The organism is Flavobacteriales bacterium, from assembly GCA_016716605.1.
GTDB lineage: Bacteria > Bacteroidota > Bacteroidia > Flavobacteriales_F > PHOS-HE28 > PHOS-HE28.
In genome coordinates, this window is record JADJWA010000001.1 from 207,888 (window position 1) to 226,760 (window position 18,873).

At 63.1% G+C, this 18,873-nt stretch carries 10 protein-coding genes; 9 read left to right on the plus strand and 1 reads right to left on the minus strand.

Features of this window, described 5'->3' with window-relative positions:
- The first annotated feature begins 1,217 nt into the window (after positions 1 to 1,217).
- From IPM12_00820 to IPM12_00835, 4 genes are all read left to right on the plus strand, one after another.
- Complete coding sequence (locus IPM12_00820; GenBank protein ID MBK9146340.1) at positions 1,218 to 7,697, plus strand: amino acid adenylation domain-containing protein; 6,480 nt, start codon at positions 1,218 to 1,220, stop codon at positions 7,695 to 7,697.
- A 9-nt stretch (positions 7,698 to 7,706) separates the two neighbouring features.
- Positions 7,707 to 11,651, plus strand: coding sequence for an amino acid adenylation domain-containing protein (locus tag IPM12_00825; GenBank protein MBK9146341.1), 3,945 nt, complete (start codon positions 7,707 to 7,709; stop codon positions 11,649 to 11,651).
- 104 nt (positions 11,652 to 11,755) lie between these two features.
- The gene (locus IPM12_00830; protein ID MBK9146342.1) at positions 11,756 to 12,472 is read left to right on the plus strand and encodes an alpha/beta fold hydrolase; all 717 of its coding nucleotides are present in this window, start codon (positions 11,756 to 11,758) and stop codon (positions 12,470 to 12,472) included.
- 21 nt (positions 12,473 to 12,493) lie between these two features.
- On the plus strand, positions 12,494 to 13,261 hold the full coding sequence (locus IPM12_00835; protein ID MBK9146343.1) for a 4'-phosphopantetheinyl transferase superfamily protein: 768 nt from the start codon (positions 12,494 to 12,496) through the stop codon (positions 13,259 to 13,261).
- Here the strand turns inward: IPM12_00835 and IPM12_00840 are convergent.
- A complete protein-coding gene (locus IPM12_00840; protein MBK9146344.1) occupies positions 13,252 to 14,670 on the minus strand; it encodes an AAA family ATPase in 1,419 nt (472 codons plus the stop codon). The two genes, IPM12_00835 and IPM12_00840, sit on opposite strands and share 10 nt — an antisense overlap.
- Before the next feature lie 138 nt (positions 14,671 to 14,808).
- Between IPM12_00840 and IPM12_00845 the strand changes: the two genes are divergently transcribed.
- The 5 genes from IPM12_00845 to IPM12_00865 are packed head-to-tail and all read left to right on the plus strand — an operon-like array spanning position 14,809 to position 18,862.
- Entirely contained in the window at positions 14,809 to 15,558 is a 750-nt protein-coding gene (locus IPM12_00845; GenBank protein ID MBK9146345.1) for a hypothetical protein, read from the plus strand.
- A gap of 4 nt (positions 15,559 to 15,562) precedes the next feature.
- Positions 15,563 to 16,360, plus strand: coding sequence for a DUF3822 family protein (locus IPM12_00850; protein MBK9146346.1), 798 nt, complete (start codon positions 15,563 to 15,565; stop codon positions 16,358 to 16,360).
- The gene (locus IPM12_00855) at positions 16,348 to 16,908 is read left to right on the plus strand and encodes an RsmD family RNA methyltransferase (protein MBK9146347.1); all 561 of its coding nucleotides are present in this window, start codon (positions 16,348 to 16,350) and stop codon (positions 16,906 to 16,908) included. The genes IPM12_00850 and IPM12_00855 overlap by 13 nt, the downstream gene beginning before the upstream one ends.
- On the plus strand, positions 16,905 to 17,372 hold the full coding sequence (gene coaD, locus IPM12_00860) for a pantetheine-phosphate adenylyltransferase (protein MBK9146348.1): 468 nt from the start codon (positions 16,905 to 16,907) through the stop codon (positions 17,370 to 17,372). Before IPM12_00855 ends, coaD begins: the two co-directional genes overlap by 4 nt.
- Positions 17,369 to 18,862 carry a TlpA family protein disulfide reductase gene (locus IPM12_00865; protein ID MBK9146349.1) on the plus strand — a complete coding sequence of 498 codons (1,494 nt, stop codon included), beginning with the start codon at positions 17,369 to 17,371 and terminating at the stop codon, positions 18,860 to 18,862. The genes coaD and IPM12_00865 overlap by 4 nt, the downstream gene beginning before the upstream one ends.
- The last annotated feature ends 11 nt before the right edge of the window (positions 18,863 to 18,873 follow it).

Here is an 18,873-nt window from a genome sequence, read left to right on the forward strand (position 1 = left end):
CGGCGCGCTCCAGCGCAGTGATCTGCTTCACTTTCCACTGATGAAGCTTGTTCAGGTAGTTGGCCGTGAGCTGGGTCTCGTTCTGGGCGAAGGCCGGCAGGTCGTAGAAATCGACGCGGCCCACAGCGAGCTCCACCGCAGTTGGAATGATGCTCTGGTCGAACTTCCCGTCACCGGGGACATTGTGGTTTCGCGGCCATCCGGCTGTGGTGCTGTTCACCGTGTTGTCCGTCCAGCTTCCGTTCATCTCGCCGTAATACACATCGGCCACCCAGGCCCCGTAATGCTCTCCATGGCCATCGGGCGCGAGATTGCCGCTCATGGGAATGGGAACATGTCCGAGGCAGAAAACCGCTTTCGTGTTGGCGGGATCGGAATTGTAAGCCGTCGTGACCAACGCCTTGATCGAGGTCACCGGTGCGGTCCGGCTTACATCGTGGCGGATCACGGTCCAGCCATCGCCCTCAAGATCCAGGACCAACTGCGCAATCGGTGCCGCCAATGAAGTGGTGAAGGTGTTGTCAACCAGCAGCACCAGCCTGCCCCGCGCCTCCACCATGGCCAACTCGATGCCTGCGTTCACGTAACCGTAGCCGTTGCCGAGATTCGCCGTGGTGCGCGTGATCTTGTACTCGTAGCTGGTGTTCACCGCCACGTTGTTGTCGATGTACTGCAAGGCCGAGCCGCCAAGCGTTGCAATGGCCGAACCCCAGCTGGTGCCGCCCTTCAGCTTGCGAAAAACCGTGTATCCCGTGACATTGGAATGTCCCAGCCAATCGAGCGTGATCCGCGCCGGCGAAGCCTGTACCGTGGCCCAAGCACGCACCGACCGGTCGTGGCTCACGGTCTGCGCGAGGCCGCTCCAAGAGAGCAGCATGAGGGTCGTGATCAGGAGGATTCGGCGCATCCCGCGAAAAAGGGCCGCAAAATAGACCCCTGGGCAACTGTATGGCCACCCAATTCGATGCGCACTGATTGAAGAACGGTCACTTGCGCATCCGATCGATGAACGCTTTGCGGTTGAGGAATGGCATGCGGCGCGCTATCCAGCCGCCCTCGATCGGCGGGTACCTTCGCCAGCACCTTGGACCCAAGGCAACCCCCCTGCGGAGCATTGCGTTCCAAGGCCCTTGCCCACATGAAGACTCAGAAGCGGCGCGCAGGCTCCTCCGTGAACCGGAAGCAGGCGCGCCGACGCATTCCCAGCAACACTGCTAATGGCCAGCCAACATCACAATCTCTTCAGCCTCTTTGATCTCGATCGCGACGAGGCCATCGCCCTGGAGCACGGAGATCAGCGGATCACCTACGCAAGGCTGATGTCGAGCAGCAGCCGGATAGCGGCAATGGTCGCTGCCGGTGGAGGCACACACAGCACCATCGGCCTCTGCCTCGACCGCTCCCCCGAGCTCATCGTCTCCGTCCTTGGCATTGTGCAGGCCGGCGCCGCCTACGTGCCCATCGACCCTACTTACCCTGCTGAGCGCATCGCGGGCATGCTGGAGGACGCCAAGCCGCCGGTGGTGATCACCAGCAAAGTGCACCAGCATCTCTTCAAAGGCACGAGTACCAAGTTGCTCTTGATCGAGGACATCGACCTGGAGAATGGTCCTGTGCTCGGGGGCCCCTGCCCGGCCAAGCCCGAGGACCTGCTCTACGTGCTCTTCACCAGCGGAAGCACCGGCCGGCCCAAGGGCGTGGCCATGCACCATGCACCGCTCACCAACCTGATCCAATGGCAACTGCGCGCCAGCGTTTGCAAAGAAGGTGATCGCACGTTGCAATTCGCGCCCATCAGCTTCGATGTGAGCTTCCAGGAGATCTTCACCACGTTCGCACAAGGCGGCACCTTGGTGTTGATCACCGACGAGGACCGCCTGAACAGCACCCAGCTCCTGCGCAAGGTCATCGCGCAGAAGATCAACCGCATCATCGTGCCCTTCGTAGCACTGCAGTACCTGGCCGAGGCCGTAGAGCGCACTGGCGAAGTGCCTTCCTCGCTGAAGGAGGTCTTCACCAGCGGGGAGCAACTGAAGATCACCCCGGCCATCGCCAGCCTGTTCAAGCAGCTGCCCAGCTGCCGCTTCTGCAACCAGTATGGCCCAACCGAAGGCCACGTGGTGAGCGAGCTGGAATTGAAAGGCGATCCTTCCACCTGGCCCGTACTGCCCAACATCGGAAAGGCCATCGACCACGTGAAGCTGTACGTGCTCGATGAGCAGATGAAGCCGGTGAAGAAGGGCGAAGAAGGTGAACTCTATCTCGGCGGCGCGTGTGTGGCCAAGGGCTACATCGGTCGCGATGACCTCACGGCCGAGCGGTTCCTAGCGGATCCGTTCAATCCTGGTGGCCGCCTCTACAAAACCGGCGACCGCGCTGCGGAACTGCCCAACGGCGAGATCGACTACAAGGGCCGCATCGACGGCCAGGTGAAGGTCCGCGGCTACCGGATCGAGCTCGGCGAAGTGGAATTGGCCATGGAGAAGCACGCCGCCGTGGAACAGGCCGTGGCCACCGTCCGCGAGGACCGTCCGGGGCTCAAGCGCCTGATCGGCTACTATGTCGCGAAGAGCGAACTGAGCACGAACGAGCTGCGCAAGCACCTCGCCTCCCTCCTGCCCGACTACATGCAGCCTTCCGCCTTCGTGGCCGTGAAGGAACTGCCCCGCACCCCCAGCGGCAAGATCGACCGCAAGGCGCTGCCCGCACCGGATGTGAAGCGCCCCGACCTCGACGTGGCCTTCGCCGCCCCGACGAGCGCTGTGCAGAAGACGCTGGCGAACGTATGGGCCGACCTGCTCGGCATCGACCGCGTGGGCATCGACGACAACTTCTTCGACCTCGGCGGCAACTCGCTGCTGAGCATCCAATGTGTGGCGCAGCTCGAAGGCCACGGCCTGAAACTGCCGATCGTGAAGCTCTACCAGCACCCGACGGTCCGCGCATGTGCTGCCTTCCTTGAGGGTGATGCAAGCGCTGCTTCACCCGCCGAGATGGCCAAAGCCCGCGTAGGGGCGAGACATGTCTCGCCCGAAAAGCGGGACGTGGCCATTATCGGCATGTCCGGCAAATTCCCTGGCGCAGCCAACGTAGAGGAATTGTGGGCAAATCTGCTCGCGAAGAAGAACAGCATCAGCACCTGGACGGTGGACGAGCTCGACCCGAGCATCCCCGCCGAGCTGCGCAACGACCCGGACTATGTGAAGGCGCGCGGCGTAATCGCCGATGCCGACAAGTTCGACCACGCTTTCTTCGGTGTGAACCCGAAGGTGGCCGCGCTGATGGACCCGCAGCAACGCGTGTTCCTGGAGACCGCCTGGGCCGCGCTGGAGGATGCCGCCTACGATCCCGCGCAGTTCGCGGGGCTCATCGGCGTGTACGCCGGCATGGGCAACAACACCTACTTCACCCGCAACGTCATCGGCCACCCCGAGCTCATCGAGCAGGTCGGCGACTTCGCGGTAATGACGGCCAACGAGAAGGACTACATCGCCACGCGCCTCGCGTTCGAGTTCGACCTGCGCGGTCCGGCGCTCAGCATCCACACCGCGTGCAGCACCTCGCTCGTCGCGATCGCCCAGGCCTTCAAGGCGCTGCGCGATGGCGAGTGCGACATGGCGCTGGCCGGTGGCATCGCCATAACCGCACCGATCAACAGCGGCATCGTGTACAACGAGGGCGGCATGTACAGCCCGGACGGCAGTACGCGTACCTTCGATGCGAACGGCAAGGGCACCTCGTTCAGCGACGGTTGCGGCATCATCGTGCTGAAACGCCTCGATGACGCGGTGCGCGACAAGGACCACATCTATGCGGTGATCAAGGGCGCTGCATTGAACAACGACGGCAGCGACAAGGCCAGCTTCACCGCACCCAGTGTGCGCGGACAGGCCGAAGTGATCGCGATGGCGCAGGCCGATGCCGGTGTGACACCCGGCGAGATCACCTACGTGGAAACGCATGGCACGGCCACCCCGCTCGGTGATCCGATCGAGGTCGAGGCGTTGACGCTCGCGTTCGGTGGCAAGACCAACGGTCACCACTGCGTGATCGGTTCGATCAAGAGCAACATCGGTCACCTGACACCGGCCGCCGGTGCTGCCGGTGTGATCAAGACCGCGCTCGCCCTTCAGCAGGAGGTGATCCCGGCGAACGTGGGCTTCGAGACACCGAACCCCGCGATCGATTTCAAGAATTCACCGTTCAGGGTATTGACGGAAAGTGAAGCATGGCCGCGCGTGCCGGGCAAGCCGCGCATCGCTGGCGTCAGCAGCTTCGGCGTGGGCGGAACCAACGCGCATGTGATCCTCGCTGAGCCGCCGGTGGCCGTGGCCTCCAGCGCTTCGCGCAGCAGGCAGCTGTTCCTGCTCAGCGCGAAGAGCAAGACCAGTCTGGATGCCATGACGGACAACCTCCGAACATGGCTAGAAACGCATCCCAAAGCTTTTCTGGCTGACGCAGCTTACACGCTCCAAGTGGGCCGCCGACATTTCAAGCACCGTCGCCTCGTTGTCGGTGGCAGCCATGGAGAAGTGATCCATGCCATCGCCAACAAGGACACCAACCTGATCGGTACGCGCGAGCTGCACGAGGCCGCGCCCGGCGTGGTGTTCATGTTCCCCGGCCAGGGTTCGCAGTACGTGAACATGGGCCGCGACCTCTGCGAGAGCGAGCCCGTCTTCAAGCAGCACTTCGACCAGTGCTGCGATCTCTTCACGAAGGAGTTCGGCACGGACCCCGGGTCGGAGCCCGGGGCAGGCCTCAAGGCCATCATCTTCCCGAAGGCCGGTGAAGAGGAGAAGGCTGCCGAACAACTGAAGCAGACCATCTACACACAGGCCTCGCTCTTCACCATGCACTACAGCCTCGCGAAGCTGTGGATGCACTGGGGCATCACGCCGGATGCGATGATGGGCCACAGCATCGGTGAGTTCGCAGCGGCCTGCCTGGCCGGCGTGTTCTCGCTGGAGGATGCCGTGAAGCTGGTGGCCAACCGCGGCCGCATGATGCAGGAACTGCCTGGTGGCAGCATGCTCAGCATCCGCACGGCGGAAGAGGATGTGGTGAAGCGCCTACCGGAAGGATGCAGCATCGCCGCGAACAACGGTCCGCAATTGTGCGTGGCCAGCGGTCCGCGTGAAGCGATCACGAAACTGCAGGCCGAACTGGAACATGATGGCATCACCTGCAAACTGCTCGTGACCAGCCACGCCTTCCACAGCCCCATGATGGATGCCATCATGGAGCCTTACAAGAAGGTGGTGGAAAGCGTGAAGCTGAGCGCGCCGCGCATCCCGATCGTCAGCACCGTCACCGCCGAATGGCTGAAGGACGACGAGGCCACTTCATCGAAGTATTGGAGCGGTCACCTGCGTGCCACGGTGCGTTTCGCACAGGCCGTGAAGTTCGCGTGGAGTGATGCGGACCGTGTGATGCTCGAGGTCGGCCCGCGCACGACGGCCACCACGCTTGCGCGCCAGCAGAGCACCGACAATAAGAAGCAAGCAGCCGTACCCTCCCTGGGCGATTCCGCCGGCAACGGCAACGAACTCACGCAACTGCTGAAGGCCGTGGGTGGCCTCTGGCAGAGCGGCGTGCTCATCGACTGGAGCAAGTTCTACGAGCGCGAGGACCGGTGCCGCATCTCGATGCCGACCTACGCCTTCGAGCGCATCCGTCACTGGGTGGATCCCGTGGCCATGGTGGCCGATGGTGGCCGTACCATTGCCAGCACAACGATCGAGGCTCCTGTTCCGAACAGTGGCGACGCGAACCTTTCCCCCAAGGAATCGCTGATCGCACAGATCAAGCACTTGCTGGAAGAGAGCTCCGGCCTGGAACTGACGGAGGCCAGCAATGAGGAGACCTTCCTGGAAATGGGCCTCGATTCGCTCTTCCTGACGCAGGTGGCGACATCGTTGAGCAAGAAGTTCGGCGTGAAGATCTCGTTCCGTCAATTGAACGAGGAAGTCCCGAACCTGGACAAGCTGGCGGACCATATCCTGCCGCATTGGTCGAATGCTGGAGCAGGTGCAGGAGCAACAAGCAACGCCACAGCCTCGTCGGCCGCTCCTGCTGTGAATGCCTTGGAAGATGCGCCAGAGCTGAAAAAGGTCTTCGGTGCACAAGCGCGCATCATCAAGGAGAAGGTGGACGACATGACGCCACAGCAACGCGCGTGGTTCGATGCCTTCGTGAAGCGCTACGTGGCGAAGACCTCGAAGAGCAAGGCCTTCACCCAAGAGAACCGCAGGCCGATGGCCGACCCGCGCGTAGTCACCGGTTTCAAGCCGCAGACCAAGGAGCTCATCTACCAGGTGGTGGTGGACAAGAGCAGCGGTTGCCACCTCTGGGACATCGACGGCAACGAGTACGTGGACATCCTCAGCGGGTTCGGTTCATCGATGTTCGGCTACATGCCCGACTTCATCAAGAAGGCCTGCCACGAGCAGCTGGAGCAGGGCATCGAGATCGGCCCCATGCATCCGCTCGCGGCGGAAGTATCAAAGCTCTTGTGCGAACTGACCGGTGCCGATCGCGCGGCGGTATGCAACACCGGCTCCGAAGCGGTGCTCGGCGCCATGCGCATGGCCCGCACGGTGACAGGCCGCAGCCTGATCATCTCCTTCAGCGGCAGCTACCACGGCATCAACGACGAGGTCATCATCCGCGGCAGCAAGAGCAAGAAGAGCTACCCTGGCGCGCCTGGCATCATGCCGCAAGCCGTCGAGAATATGCTCGTGCTCGACTACGGCACGCCCGAGAGCCTGGAGATCATCAAGCAGCGTTGCCACGAAGCAGCGGCCGTGCTCGTGGAACCGGTGCAGAGCCGCCGCATGGAATTCCGTCCGGTGGACTTCCTCCGCGAGGTGCGCCGCATCACGCAGGAGAACGGCACCGCGCTGATCTTCGACGAGGTGATCACCGGTTTCCGCACGCACCAGAACGGAACGCAAGGGCTGTTCGGCATCCAGGCCGACATCGGCACTTACGGCAAAGTGATCGGCGGTGGCATGCCCGTGGGCGCCATGATCGGCAAGAGCGAATGGATGGACGCCCTCGACGGCGGCCATTGGCAGTACGGCGATGATAGCGTGCCTCCCGCAGGCGTGACCTACTTCGCTGGCACCTTCGTTCGCCATCCGCTGACCATGGCCGCGATGAAGGCCTCGCTGTTGTACATGAAGAATGAAGGGCCCGCGTTACAGGAGCGTCTGAACACCATGACCGAGGACATGGTGGCGCGTGTGAACGGCCTGTTCGATCAGTACCAGCTCCCCTACCGCTGGGTGAATTTCGGCAGCGCCTTCAAGACCAAGTACGACGAGAGCGTCAACTACACCGAGCTCTTCTTCATGCTGATGCGCTACCATGGGGTGCACGTGCTGGATTTCCCGCACTTCATCACCACGGCGCACACCGCGGCCGACATCGAGTTCATCATCAACGCGGTGGAGAAGACCTGCAGGGAGCTGCTCGAAAGCGGCTTCATGCCGGAGCGCACGTATCCCATCCCCACGGTGAATAGCGTGCTGGGCGGGCATGTGCGCCACTTGAGTGAGCGCGTGATCAGCGCGATGGAACCACCTGTGGCAGGCGCACGCCTGGGCCGTACGCCGAAGGGCGAGCCGGCGTGGTTCCTTCCGGATCCGAAGCGGCAAGGGAAGTACTTGATGGTGGAAACGGAAGAGAACTGAGCGAGCATTATGGAGAAGTTCATCCAAGAACCCCGATTCGTCGCTATTGATTTCGACCCCTTCACTGGGCCGGCGATCGAACGCACCATCCCCACCACCGAGGCGCAGCGCGAAGTGCTCACCGCCTCCGAGATGGGCGTGGACGCCAGCTGTGCCTACAATGAGAGCGTCACGCTGGAACTGAAGGGAACGCTCGACCGACCCGCCCTGGAGCGCGCGATGCACGAATTGGTGAAGCGCCACGAATCACTGCGCGCAACGCTCAATGCCAGCGGCACACGCATGCTCGTGACCGATGAAGTGCGGTTCGAGCTGCCATTCACGGACCTGACATCGCAGAACGAAAGAGAGCGCGGCAAGCAGCTTGATGCCATCGCGCAGAAGGAAATGACCACGCCCTTCGACCTGCGCAACGGCCCGCTCTTCCGCGCGCAGTTAATCAAGGTCGCGAGCGACGCGCATCTTCTTCGGCTGTGCGGCCACCACGTGGTGTGCGACGGATGGAGCCTCGGCATCATGATGGCCGAGATCAGCGCGTTGTACAATGCCGCGAAGAATGGCAGCGCACCAAAACTCCCTGAGGCGAACCCCTTCAGTGAGTATAGTATCGCCACCATCGACTTCGCGAAGAGTCCCGAGCACGCTGCCGTGGAGCGCTATTGGCTCGATCTCTACAAAGGGCCCATCCCGCGCCTCGACCTTCCCACCGACCGTCCGCGCCCGAAGCAGAAGACCTACAAGGGCAATCGCCTCGACCTCCTGCTCCCGCAGGACCTGGTGCGCGGCCATAAAGAAGTGGCCACGCGCAGCGGCGCCAGCTTCGTCACCACGCTGTTGACCACCTTCGAGGTGCTGCTGCACAAGCTCACCGGCGACAGCGACATCGTGGTGGGCTTGCCAGCCGCTGGCCAGAGCGACCTGGGCATGAAGCACCTGGTGGGCCATTGCGTGAACCTGCTCGCGCTGCGCAGCCGTATCGACGAGGAGCAGCCCTTCATCGAGCACCTGAAGGCCCGTCGCACCGGTGTGCTCGACGCATTCGACAATCAGAAGTACACCTTCGGCACATTGCTGCGCAAGCTGAACGTACCGCGCGAACCCGGCCGCATCCCGCTCTGTCCGGTCGTGTTCAACATCGACATGAACATGGACGATGGCGTTGGCTTCGATGGGCTTCAGCACCGCTTCATCAGCAACCCGCGCGCCTTCGAGAACTTCGAGCTCTTCCTCAATGCCACCGGCAACGAGAGGCACCTCACGCTCGAGTGGAGCTATAACACCGACCTCTTCGATGAGGCCACGGTGCGCGGGTGGATGGACCAGCTCATCGCATTGATCAAACGCGTAAGCGATTCACCCAATGCCACCATCGCCGACCTGGTCAGTGATGCGGCCCTTGCTGGTGAGCAGCAGTCGCCGAAGCCCGAGTGGCACGGCCGCGCCACCTCTTACCCGAAGGTGGATATCGGCAGCCTCTTCGATGAGGTGGCCGCGAAGCACGCGGACCGCACCGCAGTGGAATTGCTCGACCAAAAGATGAGCTACCGCGAGCTGCAGCAGCGCGTGCATGCAGTGAGCGCCGCGCTCATCGGCATGGGCGTGAAGACCGGCGAGCCCGTCGGCCTGTGCATGGACCGCAGCTTCGACATGGTGGTGGCCATGCTCGCCACGCTCCGCACCGGCGGCTGCTTCGTGCCATTCGACCCCGCTTACCCAGCCGATCGCCTCGCCTTGATGTTCAGCGACACCGATGTGAAGGTGATGCTGACGCAACGCCATCTGGCCAACGCCTTGCCGAAGCATGGCGCTAAGAACATTCTCCTCGATGAGGTGAATGCCGGCGGCGACGCAACGGTTCCGAAGGTCTCGCCCGATGCGCCCGCGTACATCATGTACACCAGCGGCAGCACGGGAATGCCGAAGGGCGTGGTGGTGCCGCATCGCGCTATCGTGCGTCTCGTTCGCGAACAGAACTTCGTGGCCTTCGGACCGGACCTCTGCTGGCTGCAGCTCTCGAACATCAGCTTCGATGCGAGCACCCTGGAGATCTGGGGCGCCCTGCTGAATGGCGGCAGGCTCGTGCTGCAGGCGCAGCAGAAGCCCACGCTGCCGGAGGTCTGCGACACCATCCAGAAGCACAAGGTCACCAGCGTATGGTTCACCGTTGGCCTCTTCAACATGCTGGTGGATGAGCAACTCGACCGCCTGCGAGGCCTGAAGCACATCCTCACCGGCGGCGATGTGCTGAGCGCGCCGCACGTGAAGAAGGCATTTCTGGCCCTCGGCCCCAATGTGCTCATCAACGGCTACGGTCCCACGGAGAACACCACGTTCACCTGCTGCTTCCCCATCAACAGCAAAGCGAGCATCACTGACAGCGTCCCCATCGGCTTCCCTCTCAACAACACAACCGTCCATGTGCTCGATGAACAGCGCAACCCGGTACCCGTGGGCCGCAAAGGCGAGCTCTACACCGGCGGCGACGGCGTGGCCTTGGGTTATTGGAAGCGCGACGACCTCACAGCCGAGAAGTTCATCGACGACCCCTTCAGCGGGAAGAGCGGCGCCAAGCTCTACCGCACAGGAGACATCGTGAAGTGGCAGGCCGATGGCAGCATCGCCTTCATCGGCCGTGCCGATGGGCAGGTGAAGATCCGAGGCTTCCGCATCGAGCTGGGCGAGATCGAGAACGCGCTGAACGACCTGCCCGGCGTGAAGGACAAGGTGGTCGTCGCACGTCAGGTTGGGCCTGGGGAGAAGCAGCTCGCCTGCTACGTGATCCCATCAGAAGCACACCACGGCAATCAGGACGATCTGCTCAACATCGTGCGCGAGCACTTGCGTGCGAAGCTGCCCAGCTACATGGTGCCCACGGGCTTCATGGTGCTGAATGAACTGCCGCTCACCGCGAACGGCAAGATCGACCGGCGCGCTCTCCCCGCGCCTTCCGCGCAAACCAGCGCGCTGAAGGCCGAGCATGTGGCACCGCGCAACACCATCGAGCGCGCGCTCGCCGCCCTCTGGGGCAGGGTCCTCAATGCATCGGACATCGGCATCCATGATGACTTCTTCGACCTCGGCGGGCACTCGCTCATCGGCATCCAGCTGCTCGGACAAGTGGAGCAGCAGTTCAGCAAAACGCTGCCGTTGAAGTCGCTCTTCGAAGCACCGACCATCGCGCAATTCGCAGAGCTGCTGAAGGGTGAAGGCGACGCGCACGAGTGGAAGAACCTCTCGCTCATACAGCCCGACGGCGAAGGCCTTCCGCTCTTCTGCGTGCATGGCGACGAAGCGAGCCACTTCATACCCAAGCATATCGGCAACACGAGGCCCTTTTACGCCTTCTTCCACCAAGGCGAGGATGGCAAGCGCATCGAATACACCACCGTTGAGACGATCGCTTCACACTTCATCCGCGAGATGAAGCAGGCGAAGCCAAAAGGGCCATACCTGCTCACAGGTTTCTCCTTCGGGGGCATCGTGGCCTACGAGATGGCGCAGCAGCTCGCCGCAGCCGGCGAAGAGGTGCCCATGCTCGCCTTGATCGACACCTACTCCCCTGCCTTGCACGCTGAAGCGATTGCCACCGACAAGCGCTTCTACACGCCGCTGAAGAATGCGATCTACCGCTGGATCGTTCGTCGTGCGTTGCGCAATGGAGCCGCCGTGCCCACGCGCTTCCGGAACTTCCACATCATCGACACCTACGACAGCGCGGTGCTTGCGTACGATCCGAAGCCCTGGAAAGGCGCACTCACAGTGCTGAAGGCTCAGGACTCGTGGGGGCCGAAGGAGATGGGATGGGAGACCCTGGCACAAGGCGGCCTAGAGGTCAAAGTGCTGCTCGGAGGCCACTACAACATCATCAAAGAGCCGAATGTGAGGGCGCTCGCGCTCGCCTTGGAGGACTTGGCGCGCACCATGGCCAACACGCAACGCGCCTCGGTGCTTTGAAGCATCACCATTGATCGCTTGGTCGCCGATCATCGCACTTCACTCAACCGGATCAAGCACCTCGGCATACCCTGGCTCACCCACCCCGCAAGGACACTTCACCCATGCCTGAGCGATTCCTGATCAAGCTCCGCAGCGAGGGGCGCCTCACCCCATTGGTGTGCGTGCTTTGCGACCTCGCAGGCCGCGAGATGCCCAAGCATGTAGAGCCGGATCGCGCGGTGCTTGCGCTGAAGCATCAGGGCGACAATGGCCTACGGATCCAGCTCACAACGGTTGAGGCCATCGCCGAGCGGTACCTGCACGAACTGCGGGCGGCTGTTCCCGGAGGTCCGGTGATCCTCTGCGGCTACTCCTTCGGGGGCGTGCTGGCGTATGAGATGGCCATCCGGCTGGACCAGGCCGGCATGCAGCCGCCGCTACTGATCCTGGTCGATTCTTATGCGCCATCCCTGCATGCAGAGGCCATGCGCCAAGGGCGAAGCGTCTTCAGCGCGATCAAGCACTCGCTCATCGCCCCCGTGGTGGAACGCCGATTGAGGAGGGGCCTGCCTCTGCAAGGCGCATTCAACCACTACCACATCATCGACACCTATGACAAGGCCACTTTGGCCTATCAGCCGGTCGCATACAACGGCCGCATGACCGTTCTCCACGCAGCCGACGGCTGGGGGCCGCCTGATATGGGCTGGCAAGCGCACGCAGCCGGTCCGTTCAGTGCTCGGATGGTCGAGGGCGACCATTTCACCATGGTGAGGCCTGCTGGCATCAACGCGCTCGCTACAGCCATCAACGCAGCGATCGCCGAGGCGGGCTGTTGACGCAAGCCGTTCCTTCGCGGCATGTTCTCGCGTGAGATTGAGCTGCATTGCTCACCGACAGAGCGTACGGCGCTGGCAGGCGACTTGCCCCGGCTGGATGCCGGCGGTGAAGTGCAACTCCTGTTCGCCACCTTGACTGCGTGCAAAGGCGAAGGCGCCCGCTTGCTGAGCGTGCTCGATGAAGATGAGCGTGCGCGCGCCGCACGATTCCGATTCGCTGAGGACCGCGAGCGATTCGTGCTCGGCCATGGCTTGCTGCGCGATGTGCTTGCCGGGGCACTGCCCGCTGACCCCGCAAGCATCCGTTTCGTCAGGGGCCCGCATGGGAAACCCTACATCGAAGGCGCGCCGATGCACTTCAACTTCAGCGATACCAAGGATGCCGTGCTCGTGGGCACCGCCCAGGGCCTGGAGATCGGCGTCGACCTGGAGACCCTTCACCGCCGCGTGGATCATAAGGCGGTAGCCGGCCATCATTTCACCCCTGCGGAGGTCGATGAGCTCAATGGCATTCCCGGCGAGGCACGCAAGCGGCGCTTCCTTGAATTGTGGACACGCAAAGAAGCGGTGCTGAAGGCCAGCGGCGTGGGCATCATGGACGACCTGAAGGAGATGCGCGTGCTCGATGGCGCCAATCCCATGCGCATCACGCATCCGGCGTTCTCCAGCCTTTCCGCGAACGCTTACTACGTGAAGACGTTCATGATCGGCGATACCCATCTGGTGAGTGTGGCTGCATCATCACCCTTCACGGTGAAGCTGGCCGGGTACCGCGCCGGTCAGTCCTGATCGCCCCAAAAGCGGGGATGGAAATTGAGCAGGTGAAGCTTGCGCGTGGCGCGCGTAACGGCAGTGTAGAGCCAGCGCAGGTACTCCTGATCCACCATATCCTCGGTCAGGTAGCCTTGATCCACGAACACCGTTCGCCATTGACCGCCCTGCGCCTTGTGGCAGGTGACCGCATAGGCATACTTCACCTGCAGCGCATTCAGGAAGGGGTCCTCGCGCAGCCGTTTCACCAACTCGCGCCTGGGCATGCCCTCCAACCCGTCCCTGATGGACTGGCCCAGCTGCTTCATCCGCGCCGGAGGAAGGGCCGGCGTCTCAGCCGCCAGGGTATCGAGGAACACCTTCACCTCGAGCTCGCGCTCTTCGTTGCCGCTCCACCAGGAAACCGTGAGGTCGGCGAAGCGCAATCCATAGCGCTCCTCACTGCGGTGCATTCGCTTCAAGGTGACCGGCTCCCCGTTGGCGATGAGCTCCGGTTTGCCATTCAGCCCGGCCCAGAGGTAGTTGTTCTTCACCACCATGAGCCGATCGCCGGGGCTCAGCTCCTCTTCGTAGCCATGGATCCGCAAACGGACTTGCTGGTTGTACAGGTACGCGCGCTTGTTGCTGCGGCAAACCACGCACACTTCATCGTCGCCATCGCGGGCATACGCATCCTCCAGTGCTTCCTGGAGGTCGTGCCCATCGGTCCGGATCACATCGCTCTGCGGAACGAAGCGCGGCAGCGGTGCCATTGGCCGAGCGCCAGCCTGTTCCGTTGGCGGCGATGCAGCGGCGAGCAGCGAACGCAGGGCGGTGGCGTTGCTGAGGATGCCCGACGCCTTGGCTTGACGCACCACTTCGGTGAGCTCAACCGAGCCTGCCAACAAGCCGTACGACCTCAGCTCCTTCGCGCTCAACGCCGGGCTCAGAGCGCTGCCCACCGGTGGCAATTGGGCCGGATCGCCCACCAGCACCAGCTTGCAGCCAGGCGCCATGTACACGTGCTCGAGCAGATCTCCCAGCAAGTCGCGCGCGCCGAAGCCCTCTTCCGCCGATGATCCGCCGATCATGCTCGCTTCGTCCACGATGAAGAGCGCGCCGCCATCCTTGTTCGGCGCCAAGCCCAGGGTGTAACCCTCATCATCGCCGCCCACGCGGTATATCCTCCGATGAATGGTGCTCGCCTCTTGCCGCGCATGCGCTGCGAGCACCTTTGCGGCGCGGCCTGTCGGCGCGAGGAGCACCACTGGCCTTCCTTCCTGGCGCATGGCCTCGACCAAGGCCCCGAGCAGGGTGGTCTTGCCGGTGCCCGCATACCCTTTCAGGATCAGCGCAACGCGTTGCCGTCCAGTAGCATCGAGCCTGGATAGCGCTTCAATCGCTCGCTCCTGACCAGCCGTGGGCGCATGCACCAAGGCATGCCTCATGCGATCGGCGAGGGTCACGCCTCTTCGGAATTAGCATGGAACGGGCTCACGGGAAACGGCGCTGCACGGCCAAGCAACGCGCCGGAGCACGGGGTGAAATTATCCTACTTTTGGCCGCCTCGCAGACCCCATACAACCATGAAGAGCATTGGCGGATACGTGTTCCCGGCCCTTTTGATCATCCTTGGCGGCATCGTGTTCGTGCTGGCTGTGATGGATGAGCAGAACGTGTGGGTGAAGCTCGGCGCCTTCCTCGCCTTGCTCACTGGGGCAATGGCGCTGTTGCTGCAATTGGGCATACTTTCCCGGAAGGCCGGCATGGCGGTCGGGCTGGTTTGTGCCGCCGCTGCGCTCTTCCTCGCGTTCCGCAACTATCGCTCAGTGGCGGGCGAGATCGAGGCTCGCGAGGCGAAGCGCGCCTATGACAGCAAGATCATCCAAGCGCTCAGCGATATCCGTGAGGCCCAGCGCAAGTACAAGCTCGCGAACGGTGCTTATACCGGCAATCTGGAGGTGCTGCGCGATTTCGTGAAGAACGGTACGTTCCCGGTGATCAAGGCCATCGGTCAGGTGCCTGATTCCCTCACCGAACTGAAGGCATTGGAACTGAAGCTGATCGTGCGCGACACGATCCAGGTGAGCGTGCTGGACAGCACGTTCCGGACCGCCAAGGCCTTGGAAGGCCGGGTGCATCCCTTCAACCCGGACAGCTTCATCTACTCGCCGACCTCGCGGAAGCCGTTCATCCTCAAGGCCGGAATGCTCGCCGTGAGCGGCCGCAATGCCCCGGTGGTCCTGTGCAAGGACCCCAGCCCCTTGGTCGCTGGCGACACGCTTCAGTTCGGCAGCATGGAAAAGCCCACCGACAACGGCAACTGGCGCGAGTGAGGCCATGAAGAGCGGTGGCTGGAGCGCGCCGCGCTATGAGCCCGCCCAAGAACGGGCGTGGCATCTGAGCACGCTGATCAACGAAACGCAATGCGCGTGGTGCGCGCATGACATTGCCTCCGGAGAGCCGATGGCGCTGCACTGGTCCGAAGGGCACGATGCGCTCGATAGCGATGCGCTGCCCGCACAACCGGCCTCGGCCACTTTCGTGACGCTGCCCGAATGGAGCGCCATGGTGCCCGAAGCGGCACTGGCCCCGGGTGCAGAGGCCCAGCACCTGCGGTTGGTGCATGGCGGGCTGCCCACCGGGGCCATGCGCACGGAAACCGTGGATACCCTTGGCGCGGTATGCGTGTACCTGCATGACGATGAATTGGAGCGCAAGGTCCTTGACCGCTTTCCGAATGCGCGGCCCCTGCCCATGCAATCGCTCCTGGCGCGCGGCGCCATGTCGCGCTCAGCCGATGGCCCGGTGCTATTGGTCCATCGGGGGCAGGACAGGCTCGATTGCGCCATTGCCGACCATGGCCGACTGCTGCTCTCGAACACTTACCCCGCCCGCAGCTCGCAGGATGCCCTTTACTATGCGCTGCTGTCAGCCGATGGCGCGTCCCTTCGACCTGGCGAGCTGCGGCTCCTTTTCGGTGGCACGCACCTCACGCCGCATGAGATTGACCTGCTGCAGCGCTACTTCCCCCAATCGGGTGCTTCGCTGCGTGCTTGGAACGGGCACGCGGACGAACCGGGCCGCATGCCGCAACGATGGTTCGCGCTGCTGGAGCAATTCGCATGCGCGTCATAGGCGGCAAATACCGAAACCGCCGGATCCACCCACCTGCCGGCATCGAGGCACGGCCCACCACGGACTTCGCCAAGGAAGGCCTCTTCAATGTGCTGCGCAACCAGGTTCCGCTGGCGGGTATCCGCGTGCTCGACCTCTTCGCCGGCACCGGCAATATGTCGCTTGAGTTCCTGTCGCAAGGCGCCGATGATCTGGTGAGCGTGGAGAGCGATCGCCGGTTGCACGATTTCATGGGGCGCTTGGCCGCTGAGCTCGGCGAATCGCGCTGGCATCGGGTGCGCGCCGATGTGTTCACGTACCTGCGGTCCGCATCCGGTCCCTTCGACATCGTGTTCGCTGATCCGCCTTTCGCACTGGAAGGCATCGAACGGCTGCCTACCTTGGTGCTCGAGCATGGCCTGCTCGGGCCCGATGGGCTGCTGATCGTGGAGCATTCTGAGCGCGTGAGCCTGGCGCATGTGCCGGGCTTCCGATCGCAGCGCAGCTACGGACTGGTGCAGTTCAGCTTCTTCAGGAACCATCAATCGGCACAACCAGCTTCCGCATGACCGCCCCCATCGCTGTCTTCCCCGGCACCTTCGACCCGATCACCATCGGGCACGTGAGCATCGTGCGGCGCGCGCTGCCCTTGTTCAGCAAGGTCGTGGTTGGAGTCGGCGTGAACGCCTCGAAGCAGACGCTCTTCAGCGAGAAGCAGCGGCTGGCGTGGGTGCGACAAGCCTTCGCTGGGGAGGCGCTGGTGGAAGTGGTTTCCTTCAGCGGACTTACGGTCGATCTCTGCCAGCGTGTGGGCGCGGCCTTCATCGTGCGCGGCCTGCGCAACAGCACCGATCACGGCTACGAGCGCAGCATCGCCTTGGTGAATCGGCAGCTCGCCGGCGTGGAGACCCTGTTCCTGCCTGCAGCACCGGAACACGCGCACATCAGCAGCACCATCGTGCGCGAATTGCTGGCCAATAGGGCCGATGTTTCCGCGTTTGTTCCTTCGGGCATCATGCCGAAACTGCCATGAGCCGGATCGCTGTCCTGTGCCTCGCCCTCTGTGCCGTTCGAATCAGCGCTCAGGACCTCACCTTGAGCGTTCACGCTCCCGGCCATGCCGGAGAAGTGGCGCAGCTGTACCGATACGATGACCTGTTCACCATGCGCACGGTCCGGATCGGTGCCGCGCTCGTGAACGATGAAGGACGGGCCGAACTGGCCGCTTCGGTTATCGGCACGCAACGGCTGCGCATCCGGATCGGTGATGCGCATGGCGACCTCTATGCCCGGCCCGGTGCTCGCTATTCGCTCACCTTCCACCAGCCGGACACCCGAGCGGCGCGTACCATCAGCGGCACCACGCGTACGGAACTCACCTTTCATGACCTCGACCCGCTTGATGTGAATGCGCTCACGAGCGATCTGAATGCACGCATCGACGGATTCATCGCCGAGGACCTGGCCACCGATGAAGCCGCAGGCATGCAGGCGCTTCCCGTGGTCAAGGTGGATGGCAGCGCGCCGGATTCCTCGCGGCGCCCCCCCACCCTGTTCGTGATGCCCACCTTCAGCAAGGCCCGGATAGACAGTTTCGAGATGCGTGTCCGGCATTTCTACCGGGAGGTGCCCGATGACTGGTTCAACCATTACCTCACCTACAGCTTCGCAGGACTCCGGCACGGGCCGCGGGTGAATGAATCAGAGCTCTTCAAGTCGCACCTGCAGGGCAAGCCGGTGCATTACGATGACCCCGAGCAAGCCCGCTTCATCCGCAGCTTCTTCAGCGAGCACCTCGCGCAGGCGCATCGCCTGCACGGCCCGGCCCTCATGCGCGCGTACGCACTCGCCGAACCTGATAGCTTGAAGGCGGTGCTCGCGAAGAATGAATTCCTTCAGGATGACCGGTTGTGCGAACTGGTGATGATCGACCTGTTGCACCAGCAGTTCAACTCCGCTGCGGTGGAGAAGGCGTCGGCGTTGGCGATCCTCCACCGGCTGGCAGCCGCATCGCGCTATCCGGAGCACCGCGTGATCGCCGCGAATGCCTACTGGGACCTGACGGCCATGCGCACGGGCGAGGCGCTCCCGGCAGCTCGTCTCAATGATTTGCGCGGCCAAGCCGTGGCGCTGGACAGCTTGTTGAAGGGACCCGTTTGCGTGATGGTCACGGCCTCATGGTGCACCTACTGCGACCAGGAGCTGCAGGCGCTGGAGCAATTGCATCAAGAGTATGGGGATGCCGTTCGGGCGATCGTGATCCTGGTTGATCGCGAACCCGGGGAAGCGCGGCGCTATGCGGATCAGCGGCAGGGCTCTCGGTTCGTTTGGCTCCACGCCGAGGCTGAACAGGAGTTCCGCGACGAATGGCGGATCGTGAGCCTGCCTGCGTTCTACCTGCTCAATGATCGCGTGCTTGCGCGATCGCCGGCCCCTCCGCCCAGCCGCGGGCTGGGCGCTTTGCTGCACAGTGCGAAAGCGAATGCCGAGAAAAACGGCGGCATCAAGGTGTGGGACGACTGATTCCGGAAAGG

What these genes read in the sequence shown, in the direction of transcription:
- IPM12_00820 (MBK9146340.1), top strand. Translation starts at nt 1,218, where the DNA reads ATGGCCAGCCAACATCACAATCTCTTCAGCCTCTTTGATCTCGATCGC.
- IPM12_00825 (MBK9146341.1), top strand. Translation starts at nt 7,707, where the DNA reads ATGGAGAAGTTCATCCAAGAACCCCGATTCGTCGCTATTGATTTCGAC.
- IPM12_00830 (MBK9146342.1), top strand. Translation starts at nt 11,756, where the DNA reads ATGCCTGAGCGATTCCTGATCAAGCTCCGCAGCGAGGGGCGCCTCACC.
- IPM12_00835 (MBK9146343.1), top strand. Translation starts at nt 12,494, where the DNA reads ATGTTCTCGCGTGAGATTGAGCTGCATTGCTCACCGACAGAGCGTACG.
- IPM12_00840 (MBK9146344.1), bottom strand. Translation starts at nt 14,670, where the DNA reads ATGAGGCATGCCTTGGTGCATGCGCCCACGGCTGGTCAGGAGCGAGCG.
- IPM12_00845 (MBK9146345.1), top strand. Translation starts at nt 14,809, where the DNA reads ATGAAGAGCATTGGCGGATACGTGTTCCCGGCCCTTTTGATCATCCTT.
- IPM12_00850 (MBK9146346.1), top strand. Translation starts at nt 15,563, where the DNA reads ATGAAGAGCGGTGGCTGGAGCGCGCCGCGCTATGAGCCCGCCCAAGAA.
- IPM12_00855 (MBK9146347.1), top strand. Translation starts at nt 16,348, where the DNA reads ATGCGCGTCATAGGCGGCAAATACCGAAACCGCCGGATCCACCCACCT.
- coaD (MBK9146348.1), top strand. Translation starts at nt 16,905, where the DNA reads ATGACCGCCCCCATCGCTGTCTTCCCCGGCACCTTCGACCCGATCACC.
- IPM12_00865 (MBK9146349.1), top strand. Translation starts at nt 17,369, where the DNA reads ATGAGCCGGATCGCTGTCCTGTGCCTCGCCCTCTGTGCCGTTCGAATC.